At 53.9% G+C, this 13,904-nt stretch carries 19 protein-coding genes; 6 read left to right on the top strand and 13 right to left on the bottom strand.

What is annotated here, in order from left to right; translation table 11 throughout:
• Nucleotides 1-7: 7 nt before the first annotated feature.
• The 5 genes from narJ (at nucleotide 8) to A3GO_RS0105835 (ending at nucleotide 3,692) form a co-directional block, all read left to right on the top strand.
• Complete coding sequence (gene narJ / locus A3GO_RS0105855; RefSeq protein ID WP_029132614.1) at nucleotides 8-523, top strand: nitrate reductase molybdenum cofactor assembly chaperone; 516 nt, start codon at nucleotides 8-10, stop codon at nucleotides 521-523.
• Nucleotides 524-535: 12 nt separating this feature from the next.
• On the top strand, nucleotides 536-1,231 hold the full coding sequence (gene narI, locus A3GO_RS0105850) for a respiratory nitrate reductase subunit gamma (RefSeq protein ID WP_029132613.1): 696 nt from the start codon (nucleotides 536-538) through the stop codon (nucleotides 1,229-1,231).
• 163 nt (nucleotides 1,232-1,394) lie between these two features.
• A complete protein-coding gene (locus A3GO_RS0105845; protein ID WP_029132612.1) occupies nucleotides 1,395-1,760 on the top strand; it encodes a TusE/DsrC/DsvC family sulfur relay protein in 366 nt (121 codons plus the stop codon).
• Nucleotides 1,761-1,848: 88 nt separating this feature from the next.
• Nucleotides 1,849-2,763, top strand: a complete 915-nt coding sequence (locus A3GO_RS22725; RefSeq protein WP_051301881.1) for a phosphoribulokinase — start codon at nucleotides 1,849-1,851, stop codon at nucleotides 2,761-2,763.
• A 134-nt stretch (nucleotides 2,764-2,897) separates the two neighbouring features.
• Nucleotides 2,898-3,692, top strand: coding sequence for an AsmA family protein (locus A3GO_RS0105835; RefSeq protein WP_029132611.1), 795 nt, complete (start codon nucleotides 2,898-2,900; stop codon nucleotides 3,690-3,692).
• Nucleotides 3,693-3,795: 103 nt separating this feature from the next.
• Here A3GO_RS0105835 and A3GO_RS0105830 read toward each other — a convergent pair whose 3' ends face one another.
• The 4 genes from A3GO_RS0105830 to A3GO_RS0105815 form a co-directional block, all read right to left on the bottom strand.
• Nucleotides 3,796-4,083: a DUF1330 domain-containing protein gene (locus A3GO_RS0105830; protein ID WP_029132610.1), complete on the bottom strand. Its 288-nt coding sequence runs from the start codon at nucleotides 4,081-4,083 to the stop codon at nucleotides 3,796-3,798.
• Nucleotides 4,084-4,392: 309 nt separating this feature from the next.
• Nucleotides 4,393-4,647 carry a hypothetical protein gene (locus tag A3GO_RS0105825; protein ID WP_029132609.1) on the bottom strand — a complete coding sequence of 85 codons (255 nt, stop codon included), beginning with the start codon at nucleotides 4,645-4,647 and terminating at the stop codon, nucleotides 4,393-4,395.
• Nucleotides 4,648-4,805: 158 nt separating this feature from the next.
• Nucleotides 4,806-5,243, bottom strand: coding sequence for a VOC family protein (locus A3GO_RS0105820; RefSeq protein WP_037374755.1), 438 nt, complete (start codon nucleotides 5,241-5,243; stop codon nucleotides 4,806-4,808).
• 55 nt (nucleotides 5,244-5,298) lie between these two features.
• On the bottom strand, nucleotides 5,299-5,955 hold the full coding sequence (locus tag A3GO_RS0105815) for a TetR/AcrR family transcriptional regulator (protein ID WP_029132607.1): 657 nt from the start codon (nucleotides 5,953-5,955) through the stop codon (nucleotides 5,299-5,301).
• Nucleotides 5,956-6,047: 92 nt separating this feature from the next.
• Between A3GO_RS0105815 and fabF the strand changes: the two genes are divergently transcribed.
• Complete coding sequence (gene fabF / locus A3GO_RS0105810) at nucleotides 6,048-7,316, top strand: beta-ketoacyl-ACP synthase II (protein WP_029132606.1); 1,269 nt, start codon at nucleotides 6,048-6,050, stop codon at nucleotides 7,314-7,316.
• A 5-nt stretch (nucleotides 7,317-7,321) separates the two neighbouring features.
• On the opposite strand, the gene A3GO_RS0105805 is transcribed toward fabF, so the two are convergent.
• The 9 genes from A3GO_RS0105805 to A3GO_RS0105770 all read right to left on the bottom strand — a co-directional run bounded on the left by A3GO_RS0105805 (nucleotide 7,322) and on the right by A3GO_RS0105770 (nucleotide 13,892).
• Complete coding sequence (locus tag A3GO_RS0105805; protein ID WP_029132605.1) at nucleotides 7,322-7,747, bottom strand: GNAT family N-acetyltransferase; 426 nt, start codon at nucleotides 7,745-7,747, stop codon at nucleotides 7,322-7,324.
• Nucleotides 7,748-7,879: 132 nt separating this feature from the next.
• Complete coding sequence (locus A3GO_RS22720) at nucleotides 7,880-8,476, bottom strand: GGDEF domain-containing protein (protein ID WP_051301880.1); 597 nt, start codon at nucleotides 8,474-8,476, stop codon at nucleotides 7,880-7,882.
• Between the two features lie 23 nt (nucleotides 8,477-8,499).
• Nucleotides 8,500-8,967, bottom strand: coding sequence for a hypothetical protein (locus A3GO_RS25205; protein ID WP_051301879.1), 468 nt, complete (start codon nucleotides 8,965-8,967; stop codon nucleotides 8,500-8,502).
• Between the two features lie 246 nt (nucleotides 8,968-9,213).
• Complete coding sequence (locus A3GO_RS26045) at nucleotides 9,214-9,381, bottom strand: hypothetical protein (RefSeq protein WP_157606733.1); 168 nt, start codon at nucleotides 9,379-9,381, stop codon at nucleotides 9,214-9,216.
• Nucleotides 9,382-9,419: 38 nt separating this feature from the next.
• Nucleotides 9,420-9,872, bottom strand: a complete 453-nt coding sequence (locus A3GO_RS0105790; protein ID WP_029132604.1) for a DUF302 domain-containing protein — start codon at nucleotides 9,870-9,872, stop codon at nucleotides 9,420-9,422.
• A gap of 244 nt (nucleotides 9,873-10,116) precedes the next feature.
• Nucleotides 10,117-11,007, bottom strand: a complete 891-nt coding sequence (locus A3GO_RS25200) for a toll/interleukin-1 receptor domain-containing protein (RefSeq protein WP_051301878.1) — start codon at nucleotides 11,005-11,007, stop codon at nucleotides 10,117-10,119.
• A gap of 72 nt (nucleotides 11,008-11,079) precedes the next feature.
• Complete coding sequence (locus A3GO_RS22710; protein ID WP_051301877.1) at nucleotides 11,080-12,150, bottom strand: metal-dependent hydrolase; 1,071 nt, start codon at nucleotides 12,148-12,150, stop codon at nucleotides 11,080-11,082.
• A 15-nt stretch (nucleotides 12,151-12,165) separates the two neighbouring features.
• Nucleotides 12,166-12,828, bottom strand: a complete 663-nt coding sequence (locus A3GO_RS22705) for a TetR/AcrR family transcriptional regulator (protein WP_211245084.1) — start codon at nucleotides 12,826-12,828, stop codon at nucleotides 12,166-12,168.
• An 86-nt stretch (nucleotides 12,829-12,914) separates the two neighbouring features.
• Complete coding sequence (locus tag A3GO_RS0105770; protein WP_029132603.1) at nucleotides 12,915-13,892, bottom strand: general secretion pathway protein GspB; 978 nt, start codon at nucleotides 13,890-13,892, stop codon at nucleotides 12,915-12,917.
• Nucleotides 13,893-13,904 lie beyond the last annotated feature (12 nt).

Genomic DNA, 13,904 nt, shown 5'->3' with positions numbered 1-13,904 from the left:
TATAACGATGCTTATCTACAACATCATGGCCCGGTTGCTCGACTATCCGGACGACGAGTTGATGCAGAACCTGCCCGGGATCATCGACGCCATCAATCAGGATGACGCCATTGGTCCACAGGAAAAGGAAGATCTGCTCAATCTTGTCTCCTGGATGAACATGCATGACCTGACCGGTCTGCAGAGCCAGTATGTCCAGACCTTCGACATGGTTCCGGAGCATGACCTGCACCTCACCCATCACCTGTTTGGTGATGACCGGGGTCGTGGCCCTGCCCTGATCGACCTGTCGGAGTATTACAAGGCGAGTGGCCTGGAGGTTGAGGGCAAAGAGATCCCCGACTTCCTGCCGCTGATCCTGGAATATGTTTCCACCCTGGACGATCTGCAGGCGCGGGTTTTCCTGGGCGACGCCGCCAAGGTACTGAAAGTGATTGGCGACAACCTGGAAAAGGCCGAGAGCCCCTACGCGCGGATTCTTCGCATTGTTGAAAACCGTGGACATCTGGCCCAAGCAGCCTGAGGAGAGATTTGAATGACACTGCATAACTTCTTTTTTGGGGCCTACCCCTACCTGGCCGGCACCATCTTTCTGCTCGGAAGCTGGCTCCGTTTCGATCGTGAGCAGTACACCTGGAAAGCCGATTCCAGCCAGCTGTTGAGCGGTAAAAGCATGCGCCTTGCCAGCAACCTGTTCCACGTGGGCATACTGGCGGTATTCTTCGGCCACCTGGTCGGCATGCTGACCCCGCACAGCTGGTTCCTGGCACTGGGTATCTCGGATACCGCACACCAGTACATTGCCATCTATGCGGGTCTGGTCTTCGGCAGCCTCTGTCTGATTGGAGCCACCATGCTACTGCTGCGTCGCCTGAACGAGCCACGGGTTCGTGCGGTCAGCCGTACTCGTGACACTTTCATCATCGGCTGGCTGCTGGCCACCGTGGCCCTGGGTCTGAGCACCACCGTGGTCTCCTTTGATCACGCGTCCCATGGCGATGCCAGCACCATGATCGCCCTGACCGAGTGGGTGAAGAGCGTGGCCACACTGAGTGTCGATCCCAGCCTGATCCAGAATGTAAACTTCATTTTCAAGCTGCACATATTCTTCGGCATGACCGTGTTCCTGCTGTTCCCGTTCACTCGCCTGGTACATGTCTGGAGCGTGCCGTTGAGCTATATCAGCCGCCCCTACCAGATCGTGCGGGTGAAAATGATCAAAATGAACTAAGTGTTGGGAAAGTGTCGATTCTAAGTTACGCTTACCGACTCAAGAGAGTGCGATGAAACGCATCGAAGAGTAGGCACCTGCGGGCTCCACGGCAGGTGGAAACAGACATGAGAAGTATCCGGAGGGGAGCAAGATTGCTCCCCTCTTTTTCGGAGGTTAACAGATGAAAACGAACCCTTTTGCCATACGTATTGATTATGTCACTGTGGGTGATGAGCAGATCGCCACCGATCAGGAAGGCTATATCCAGGACATGGATGAGTGGTCGGAAGGCTTTGCCGTGGCTCTGGCGGAAAAAGAGCACCTGACGCTGACAGATGAGCACTGGGAAGTGATTAATTTCATCCGCGACTATTATCACCAGCACCATGTGCAGGCGCAGGTACGCGACATGATAAAGCACTTCAAGAAGAGCTGGGGCAGCGAGCGGGGCAATACCCGCTACCTGCACGATATTTTCCCCATGGGGGGACCGCAGAAGCAGGGCAACCGGCTGGCCGGTATCCGCAAGACCAAGGGCGAACACTGAACACCGCCCAATATCCCCGGGTAATCAAGCTGGAAATATGCCAGAATCGGCCGGTTCGTCTTCCAGAATTGCCAAGAGTCCAATATCCATGGGTAAAAGAGAGTTTCCGATTGTTGCGGTGACCGGCTCATCCGGTGCCGGTACCAGTACCGTCAGGGACGCCTTCAGCCATATCTTCTATCGTGAAGGTATTCAGTCGCTGATGATCGAGGGTGACTCCTATCACCGCCACACCCGTAGCGAAATGAAAAAAGCCACCAAGCTGGCCAAGCAGCAGGGACGGAATCTGAGCCATTTCAGCCCCGAGGCCAACCTGCTGGACGAACTGGCACTGATGTTCAAGAACTACAAGGCGACCGGACAGGGCAAGATCCGCCACTACCTGCACAACGAAGAAGAAGCCCTGCAGTGGGATATGAAGCCGGGTACCTTCACGCCCTGGGAAGAGACCCGGGAAGAGACCGACCTGCTGCTCTATGAAGGGCTCCACGGCGGCATGCCGGAAGTACGCCGCTATGTGGACCTGCTGATCGGCGTGGTGCCGATTATTAATTTGGAGTGGATCCAGAAAATCCAGCGCGACAATGAAGCCCGTGGCTATGACACGGAAACCACTGTCGAGGCGATCAAGCGCCGCATGGATGACTACGTGGAGCATATCACGCCCCAGTTTTCCCACACCGACATAAACTTTCAGCGTATTCCCACGGTGGACACTTCCAATCCCTTCATCTCCAGGGAGGTGCCAACCGCTGATGAGAGCCTGGTGGTGATCCGGGTCAAGAAGCGCATCATCAAGAAATACAATATCGACCTGGTCTACATGAAGCACATGATCGAGAACTCCTTCATCTCCCGCCGCAACACCCTGGTGATCCCCGGCACCAAGATGACCTTTGCCATGGAGGTGCTGCTGACACCGATTATCGAAGACCTGGTGAAGAACTCCAAGAACGCACATCGGGTGAAGAAAAAGAAAAAAAGCACCCGGCACGATGACTGACCCGCTGTTTGTCCACAATAACTTGTTCAACGGGTCCTGCTCCGCCCCTAACTCGAGATCCGGGGTGACAATTCAAACAGAATAGTGTCACCATTGACTCTGGAATGATTCCCAATCGAAAGGAGACAATAACAATGGGCACCGTCAAACGTACCGCCATCAGCCTGGCAACCCTTATCATTATCGTCGTGATCGGCGTGTTTATATTTCTCTCATCCAACCTGGGCTCCCTGATTGTTGATGCCGTGGAGGGTTTCGGGTCCAAGGTGACCCAGAGCAGCGTATCACTGGACAGCGCCGAGGTGGCCATATCCGGCGAAGGTGCACTCAAGGGACTGACCGTGGGCAACCCGGCCGGTTACAAGAGCGACAATGCCTTTCAACTGGGCGCGATCAAGGTTGCCCTTGACCCGGAATCCCTGACCACCGATGTCATCCGCATCAAGAGCATCAATATCGAGGCTCCCAAGCTGAGCTATGAACCGGGTGGCGACGCCGGCTCCAACCTGCAGCAACTGGTAAAAAATGTGCAGCAGTTTGCCGATGGCGGCAAAACTGGTAACGAAAAGGCGGGAGATAAAGAGAAGAAGCTGATTATCGATCTGCTGACCATACAGGACGGCGAAGTCTTGGTAGTCACACCGCTCTCTGACACACCCATCCGCACGCCATTGCCGAATATAGAAATGAAGGATATCGGCAAAAAGGACGGCGGCAGTTCAGCCTCGGATGTAGTCGAACTGGTAATGCAGAAAGTCACCAGTGCCGCTTCCAGCGTTGGCAACGTCTCCCTGGACGAGCTGAAAACCAAACTTCAGTCACAGGTTGGCGACAAGATGAAGGCGGTACAGGAACAGAGCGGATCGATAGATGACGTCGGCGACAAGGCCGGAGAAGTCGGCGACAAACTGAAATCCATCTTTAAATGACATGACCTATCCCCTCACCTCGATCATGGGTGAGGGAATAGGTCACTCTATGAACAGCCGGCATCATAACGCGCGGAACGCTTACCTATATCCTGAAACGCAGTTATTCCTCGAAGGTAAGCAAATCCACATCCGCCGCCATCTGGCGTAATGGAATCAGCGCCTGGTATGCCGCTGAGGTGTGCCAGCCGTTCACCGCATCCAGGCTGGGAAAACGGATAACCACCGTATCGGTGTGCACGTGTGCTCCACCGAGGACTGCGACCAGCTTTCCGCGCAGGAGCAATTCAGCACCCCACGGCTCCAGGGTAGCCGGCACCCTGTCACGGTACTCCTCCCACATTTCAGAATTCTTAACCGAAATATGGCCAATCACATAAGCATTATTCACTGTAAATTCCAGAAATTCGAACCCATGAATAGGAGATCCTGTTATTGTCGTGCCAGAGCATCAGGAAGCATCGCGCCCTATTCCCTGTGGCTCAGCGAGCCTACCAAATCAGTTGCTGTTATGACAGCGTGAGCGGATCACTTCACGCCCCTGTAGTGCAGCACGCAATAAGTTTCACCCAACGAATTACAGCACATAAATAACCTGCCGGGCTGGAGAATCTGCCGGTTTCCGAAAGTAGATCACCAACAGAAAGGCCGCCATATCTCTGCGTGATCGGAGACATGGCGGCCTGAAAAGGTTTTCACGCTACATCTTGCCTGCTTCCAGCAGCATTCGCATTGCCTTGGCCAGGGTCTGCTCTGCCTGGCGGTGCTCACCGCTGTTATGTAGTTTCATCCCTTCATCACGCAGAGCCATTACCTCGGACTTCTGCATATCGTTGAGTTGGGTATTCTCAAGTCCCGCATCTATCGCCTTGGCGTCCATGGGGCAGTGGCTGGCAAGCGCCGGAGTGGACAGCGCCAGGGTTATAGCGATTGTAAGGAATATGCGCTTGAACATGTTGAAACCTCCAATGTCTGGGTGGGGTCACTCAGACACTGAGTATAGTTCAGGGTGGTTGTGTTATACGGGTAACCCATAATTATTGAAGGGTAATAAGATCGTCTGAACTGACTGTAGCAGAGGGAAGTGGTTACGTTGGACAAAGCCGGAGCCGACTACTGATTCTCCAGTTCACTCCAGCGGTAATCAATCAGCTCTACCAGTACATTGTTCATTTTTTCAGGATGGATAAAGGCAAACTCGCAGTCCCTGAAAGGTCTCGCCTTCTCTCCTTTCCGGGTCGGTATAAATGGATAACCTTTTGGCTCCAGTTCCGTTATGGATTCCCGGGTATCGGCAACATTGAGACTGACAATCATCACCCCTTCACCATGTTTTTCTATCCACTTGGCGACGGGCCCATCGGGCGAGGTCGACTCCATGAGTTCAAAACCTACTCCGCCAAGCCAGTATCTGGCTACTCGGATCTGTTCAGGTTCATCCACATAGGGATCGTCGGGTTGTGATTTGCCCAGAATCGGCTCCCATACCTTTCTTGCCGCATCCAGGTCTTTTACTGCAATACAGAGATGGTCAATCTTTTTGGTTTCCATCGCCTTTTTATTCCCATGGCCCGTGTTAAATATGCTGGCAGATATTATCTGTACGCTACCAGACATCTGGCGCAACTGACCCCAACAGGCTGTCCAGTTCGCTCTCGTTCACACCGAGCATGATCAAAATCTGCTTTTGGGCGGCCTCTAAAATCCCGCGTCGCTCCTCTTCATGAGGAATACTTTTGGCAATGGCAACAGCGCCCACCAGGGATGCAAGAATGGCGCGGGCTTTTTCGGCGATGGTGTCCCGATCGGGCTCAAAGGGCAGTTTTTTCAGACGGCTCAAGGCCATAATGCGGGTTTCCAGCATCTTTTTCAGACTATGGTATGACGTTTCAAACAACTTCCTGACTTCTGCATTATCGTTGCCGATTTCGTTGAACAGGATCGTTTCAGGCCCGGGTTTGCTCTTTTCCTTCAGTTCCTGAAGATTCCAGTAATTGGTAACCAGCGCAGTTAAATGTTTGATCGACAAGGGCCCTTTAACCAGTCGTGCGGCGCGGCTGCCCTTGAGTGTTTCCAGGAACGACGCATTATAGAGGGCTTCTTTCGATTCAAAATGGGCATAAAAAGCCCCGTGCGTCAGCTTCGCTAATTTCATGATCTGACTGATGGATACCTTCTCAAAACCGTAGCGGCAAAACAGTTCGGTGGCGGATTTAAGGATACGGTCTTTTGATTTTGCTTTGTGATCTTCTGAATAAGGCATGAAATTCCCCCATCATCGTGGGCAAAATATTATCTTGATCATATATTGGCGAGTGCTAGGGTTTCATTATTAGATTACATTGTGGAGAAACCATGAGTTCACCGATCGTCATTACAGGGATGGGCATGATCAGCCCTCTGGGTTGCGGCGTCAAGCCAGTGTGGGAACGTTTGACGACCGGACAATCCGGCATTGGTCTGATTGATCGTTTTGATACCGAGGCATTTCCGATCAAGATCGCAGGACTGGTACCCAATATTGAACAGGACCCCGACGCCGGTTTCGATATTGAGCCGTTGATTGAGAAAAAAGAGCGCAAAAAGCTCGATCTGTTTACCATCTATGCCCTGGCGGCGGCGCAAGAAGCGTTGGAGCAGGCGCGCTGGTTTCCCGAAACCGAGGCCGAGCGGCAGGCAACCGCCACCATCATCGCAACGGGCATCGGTGGTTTCACTACCATCACCCAGGCACAACAGACCCTCGATGCACGCGGCTACAAACGCCTCTCACCGTTTACCGTGCCGGCTTTTCTGGCCAACATGGCATCGGGCAATCTGTCCATCAAATACGGCTTCAAAGGCCCCCTCGGCTGTCCGGTAACGGCCTGCGCAGCAGGGATTCAGGCTATCGGCGATGGCATGCGCATCATCCGTAATGGCGAAGCCGAGGTCGCCCTGGTAGGGGGTGCAGAGGCGTGTGTCGATCCCCTGTCACTGGCCGGCTTCAATGCGCTCAAGGCGCTCTCCACCGAAAGCGAGGCACCCACCAAGGCCTCACGCCCCTTCGACCAGGCACGCAACGGTTTTGTGATGGGCGAAGGCTCCGGCCTGATGGTGATTGAAACCCTGGAACACGCCCTGGCGCGCGGAGCAAAGCCACTGGCGATGCTCAGTGGTTACGGCACCAGCGCCGATGCCTATCATATTACCTCGGGGCCGGAGGATGGCTCTGGAGCGGCTGCTGCTATTCGCGCCGCGCTAAAGATGGCCGGACTCGAACCCGGTGATATCAACTATGTAAATGCCCACGCTACCTCTACCCCGGTCGGCGATAATGCGGAGGTTGCCTCGCTGAGAAACGTGTTTGGCGATGGCTTGCCAAAGATCCCGGTCTCGTCGACCAAATCGGCTACCGGTCATCTACTTGGCGCGGCGGGTGGTATTGAGAGTATCTTCTCGGCTCTGGCAGTAATGAACGACCTGCTGCCCCCTACCCTCAATCTGGACAATACCGACGAGGCCATGCAAGATCTGGATTTCGTGCCCAATACCGCACGCCCCCAGACCACCCGCCACGCCCTGTGCAACGGTTTCGGCTTTGGCGGGGTCAATGCCGCACTGATCATTAGTAAAGCGTCATAAATTATTCATGCATGCCGGGTGCTGATAGCCTGTCCACGCTCCAACACCCAGCAGCGTGGATTATTGGTATAACCGATGTGCGCGTAATAGGAATTGGCCGCCGGCGCTGCCAGCAGAATCAGCTTGCAGCGTGGACCAAGCTGCGCTTGGGTGATGGTTTGAAGTTGTCTTCCGACACCGCTTCTCTGAAATTTTTCATGAACAGCCAGGTCAGAAAGATAACAGGCAAAATGAAAATCCGTCATTGAACGTGCGATACCAATCAGTTTATCCCCGTACCAGGCTGTCACCATCAGATTGCTGTTCCTGACCATCCCCTCCATACAATCACGATCTTCTACCGGCCTGCGCTCACCCAGCGTCGATTCACGTAGCAGCGTAATAAACTGATCGGTTGCTATCGGGGTATTGACTTTGTAGTCGATATCCATGCCGTCACCTGTAGCTGTTAATGTTTGTACCACCCTTATCCGGCATCCGGCCAACGAACGACAGCAAAGGCGGCGTCGGTTCACCAATTCGATGATTTGCAAATGTAAATGTTGCGTCAAGTACGAAATAAACTATTCGACAGTACCCTTCGCACAGATCCGTCCGGCGGGGTCAAAAACCTGATTCCGGCCACGCCGCTTGGCCTCGTAGAGATTTCTGTCAGACGCTGCAATCAATTCAGAGATATTTTGGGTGGCAGAGATACACTCCACACCAAAACTCGCTGTGACAGGATCGGTTATACCAATCACATCAAGATCAATCACTTCAATTGCTTTACGAAGTTTCTCCGCCACAATCAAAGACTGCTCTTGATTGGTCTGTGGCAACAGAACCAGAAATTCCTCCCCTCCCCAGCGACACACTAAATCCTGCTGCCTGACCTCTTTTAAAAGAAGCCGGGCGATTAATATCAGGAGTTCGTCCCCCTTGCCATGCCCATATTTGTCATTAATCTGCTTAAAGTGATCCAGGTCCATCATGATGACCGAAAACGGATGGCCATGCCGAAAAAACAGACTCTGCTCAATCTCCAGGCTTGCCTGCATGGCCCGTCGGTTCACGAGCCCGGTGAGTGCATCAGTACGAGAAGCCAGTTCCAGCTCATGGCTGATCGCTACGTACTCATTCTGGCTTTTCCTGCGCAAATATTCATAAATTGAAGCCATGATGCCTAATGCAATAAACGACGCTATAAACCGGATTTTAAAGGCCGGGTATATTCTGCGGAAACAAATGAAAGGTTTGGATAAAACATCAGTACAATTGCGATAATCAGAAGCGCAAAAAAAGCCATCACACCTTTTTTGAATCCCTGTAACAACATGATTATCAGAAACAGGGAATAGCTCCAGAGGGGTCCGGTATTCTCCACACCCCCGGAAGCTATCAGATATGCAAAAATAACGACGATTGGAATCGAGATCCCATAAGTGCCATAGGCGTAGTTTCGGGTACTCCGCATCAGAAGTATGGAAAATAATCCGCAAACAGAACTACCAAATAACACCGCCGCGAGAAAATAGTTCTCCTGCAAAATGGCATTGATACCAAAGAACAGAAGGAATGCCACACCCGCCAAACCAATTATATTGATGGTCTGGAAATTTCGCGTCTGGTCAATTTCCTTGATAGCAATTCCTGATCTGTTCGATAGCACCCGGAATATTCCCTTATTTCTTATTGATTATGGGGTTCACTGGTATAGCGTTTTACACAATATAACGCCCACCCTGAAATTAAAACAGAATTAATCTATGCGGTGTCTCGACAGCGAACCGGCAGAACAGATGTGGATCATGCCCTTCGATGCATTGATTCGGCATATGATATGGGAAAGTCCGCTTTAATCAGGCGGCACAACAGCAATGTTCAACCTGGGAACAGATAATCATCTGTCTCAGGACTATCCGAACAGCAACTGCTGAACCCGAATTAAGCAACCCTCCTGGCCCGCTATATGAATCGGCGTGCAGGAATTCTCTTCCACATCGAGCATGGGACATTCACTATCAACTTGCGCCCCTTCGCCCAGGTCAGCAACGGTTTTGTCGTGGATTAAAGTGCCAGTCATATTACCTCGGACCCGAGGTTGGCCACGGCTCTGCTACCTTATTTGGTCGCCGCTGATTTTGTGATACACGCCAACGCCTTTTCCACCTTCATCAGCGTCTCTTCACAGCCCGTGATGTTATGCCGTTTTTCTAAATATCTCGGGTCGTTGTAGGATATCCAGACCTTGGCCGCTTCATTCTCCCAGACCAGGGCTTTCTGGGGCAGATCAATGGCAACCGTTTGCTGGCATTTCATCAGGGGGCTGCCAACCTTGGGATTGCCAAAAATGATCAGTTCCGTTTTGCGCAGTTCTATACCGACCGCGGCCGCGCTTTCAGAATGTTTTATGCGATTGAAAATGGTCATGCCTTTATTCTTCAATACCTCCTCCAGACGATTGGCGGTCTCCTCGACACCATAGTCACTCGGAACATTGATTACGCCGTCTGCCGCCGTTAGCGGACTGGTTATGAACAGAAGGGTCAACGTTGCAAATAATACCTTTTTCATCTCATTCTCCATTTATTCACTGAATTCAACTATTGCTAAAGTGCATCCGGCAAAGCCACTCCGCTATTCGCATATAGCTCGATAACCGACAAGCAAACTATCTGTTTAATATTGGCGTGGAGAGTGCCATACCAATGTAGTAAAAAATTCGCTACCACCTCTCTCCACCAATCAAGCAGGCATGCTGCAGAACACGAGAGCATGGAATCCATTGAGCCGTCACGTACTAACATCACTACCTGGTTTACGGCGGGTTGCGGCGCGTCATCACCTGTGGGTGTTCAATACTTCTGTCGGAACGCCTCACCGAACCCACGAGGCTCTGCCGATCAGAAGAGAGACGCAAGCGGTGCAGGAAACGAAACTCCGTACGCTCGAATACCAGCTCCAGCGCCACCTGCAGCTCACCGTCCAAAATTTCGCCAGGACCCTGTTGCCACACCTGGTGCGATTCGTAGTGAGTCTCATCCACCCACAACCGTCCGTTCTTTTCCCGTACCGACCAGTAGCTACCGTTGGGCAAATACCACAAACCGGTGTATTGCTCCACCCCCACCATGCTGCGCCAGTAGTACAGCCCCGACAAAGCCACTGCCAACACCATCACCAGCGACAAAACAAGCCGCCAGTGCGGCAGACGTCTGTACAATTCACGCCCGACGCCAAATCCCTCGAGAACAGCCGCCAGTCGCGCCATATCGTAGTCCCAGCGGCTTTCTGATAACTCCACCGCTTGCAGTCGCGCCAGTCGCCCGATGGATACCGGCAGATCATCCTCGTCCGGCATGCTGGCACCCTCCACGAGTACCGGAATCACCTTCAGCCCCGAGTCATTGAGCGCCATTTCAATCTCACGCCGGACGTGATCTTCAGGACTGTCGAGACGACGCGCGCCATCGACCGATGTTTCGGTCAGCCAGGTATCACCGATCAGCACGATGCACACCCGGGCGGCATGGATAGCCTGTTCCAGCGCCTGTACAAAATCGACTCCAGCGGTAATCGACTCGATGTCACGAAAGGTCACTGAACGCCCAAAATGACGCGCCAGGTCATCACTGATACGACCCGCGTGACCCGAGGTATCCACGCGCCGATAGCTGAGAAAAATAACGTGCTCCATGCCATCGAGCATAGGACATCCACTATCTACTTGCCGGTGATGGGTCACTGGCAGCACACTGGCGCCGCTGAATACGTTGAATTCTCAGCGATACCCCAAGGGCTGGCGCTCATCCAGGGTGGAGCGTCTTAACCGGTACGGTCTCCAGTGGTCGATCACCCCCGAGCCGCACATACCGTAGCGAAATGGTGGAATCAGTTCCGGTAACAGATAACGCAGATCGGTAAACCAGACGCAGGTCTCCCCCGCCACCCGGTCCACACGATAGAGCACAGGGTAGCGGGCAAAACGCCGAAACCCGTCAAACCTGGCCGCTTGCCACGCTGACTGCACCAGCGCCCGCTCACGGCCGGGCGCCCCGAAGCGGCTGTATCGCTCCCAGTTCAGCAGCGACGGCGACCGGTAGGCAGTCCAGAGCCTCCCCAGCCATCCCAAGGCACCATCCGGTAGCTGATCGCCTGTAGCGTCAAGACTCACCCGGGCAAGGTGATAACGCTCTCCCTCGGTGACGATGATCAACCAGTTGTAGGGTGACAACGGCTGGGCCAAGGCACGGCTGGTCGCCTGCTCCAGTTGCTGGACCCGGGCATAGGTTTCACCCATCGAGGTCGCACGCTGTTGCAGGAACAGTTGAAGCACGAGATAAAGCGCCAGTACCAGCAAACCGACGCGCGCCCAACGCATGGTTGTCCATCTGAGTGATGCCACTACTCCAGCCAATACTATCGCGCTGAAATAGGGATCGATGACAAAGGTTATCCCCAATCCCGGGCGCCAATCCGAAAATGGCGCCAGGATCTGCGTACCGTATATGGTGATAAGATCGCCAGCGATATGCGACAGCAGCCCGAGCAGACAGATGCCCATATAGACACGGCTATTGCTTCGATCACGCAACAATCTTGAGAATGACCAGCCGAGCGCAGCTGCCCACAGCGGAGCCAGGACCAGCGAATGGGTCGGGCCCCGATGCCAGTCCGCGATGAAACTGAGCGGGTCAAGCCAGAACGTGAGGTAGTCAATATCGGGAAAGAGGGCGGCGGTGGCACCCACCAGGATTGCCCGTGAGGAGCTGACGCGGCTCCACGCCGCTTTCTGGCCAGGCGCAGCACGCACCACCAGTACGCCAAACAACGAGTGGGTCAGAGGATCCATTGCCCGCAGACAAACTCAATGAATTGACCGGTCACCTTGTACTTCGGTCCGTGCTCCGTCACGGGAGGGGTCATAGTCATGCCCATGGGTCCTGATCAATCCAGTACCACAGTTGAAGATCGGGCTGGCCAGTCTCAACTGGCGATGGAGAAATCGGTGCGTTCTTTGGGAGCGCACTGATTCATCCGACATCCAGTAGAAAAAGGTCGCGAGATAGATACCGGTATGCACCGTCTCCTCCAGCGCCCGCCGAGGAAAACCGGCCTGATAGCCTGCCGCCTCGCGCATCCACTGCACAGTACGACTGACGCGCATCAGCGCGGGAATCTGCAGATGCAGATGCCCCGGTTCCAGTTTCCCGAGGATCATCTGGCGGGTCACCTGTCGATGTCTGGACAGTGCATTGAGCCAGGTCATGATCGCCCGATGCATGCGCTGATGTCGTGCCAGCCGGGTATGTACCAGTGTCGCGGCATCCGTCAACATGGCACGGTCAGCACGGTCAAACCAGGCGTCGACCAGTTCATCCTTTTCGCTGAATTCGGCCCGGATATCCTCCAGTGTGAGCGAGGCCCGACTCGCCACTTCCTGCAGCCGAACCGCTTCCCAGGACTTGTCCTCTGCCAGCATGATGGCAATATCCAGGATTCGCGCTTTAACCGTTGTCCCGTCTGTCATGGTTCCGCCTCGACAGTAGTCCCAGCCCGACCTGCGCCTCGTACCCCCAACGGGTAATAACATGATTATAGCTCAGCTGTGTTCCCTCACCCTCCCCAACCAATATCATGTCGGTACTGCTTTCCCTGGTACTCAAGGATGATGCCCCGCCGCGTAATCGACTCCAGCTTCACTCCGTTGGGCATCGAGTCACCCTCCGTATACCGCTTCCTCCCACCCAGGATAAATCGTTTGGCCGGATCATCGTAGTAGACATGAACACTGACTGTCGTCATCGGCACCCCATGGTTCTGTGCCGCGGGTAGGGTACGGTAGTAAAGGTCCAGGGCACTCTGCTCGGGAACGGGTTCGCCCGGGTTCGCCTCTGTTTTTTCATGGGCTTGGACTTCCTGCACCGGAGCCGGTTCTGTAACGGGTTGCTCCGCTCTTTTGGCCCTCTCCTCCTTCAAGATCTCGGCAACCCTGTCTACCGGCACAGTCGGTGGCAATTCAGCGACCTTTTCAGGTTGCATCCGGCGGGCAATAACACGCTCACCCAGCGGTTCTGCCGGTTTTTCAGCCACATCATCCGACTGTTCAGGCACTGCCAATTCCCGCAGCTTTTCCGCCAGCCGACCACCCTTCGGCACAACGGGATAGACCGGTTGTGGAGGCTTATTGACTAAATCCTCGGGCAACTTGACGACCGATGATGGTATCGGCTGCGATGGTAGCTCTGGCTTTTTTTGTATGGTGAGGACCACAGGCGCCACCTTCTGAGGTTTGGCTGGCGGCTCCACGATGCGTGGCCGGGTTGCTGAAGGCGGAGGAGTCACCACGGCGGGCACATCGGTGGCAGGATGCTGAGTCGCTTGCTTGGCAACGTCACTCGGCGCCTGCCGGTCCCATAGCAGAAATATCGCCCCCCCGGCTCCCAGCAGCATCAGAACTATACTCAGCCAGTACCCCCCTAACGAACGTTTTTGTGGTTTGCCAACATGGGATGTCGACAGATTGGGCACCTCGCCGGATTGGAGTTTTCTCTCCTGCTCGGATTTTCTTAATGCATCGAGTATGTAGGACATAGAGCTATATAC

The organism is Sedimenticola selenatireducens DSM 17993 (assembly GCF_000428045.1).
Lineage (GTDB): Bacteria > Pseudomonadota > Gammaproteobacteria > Chromatiales > Chromatiaceae > Sedimenticola > Sedimenticola selenatireducens.
Note: the sequence above shows the minus strand (reverse complement) of the source record. Positions and strands in the feature narration are given on the sequence as shown.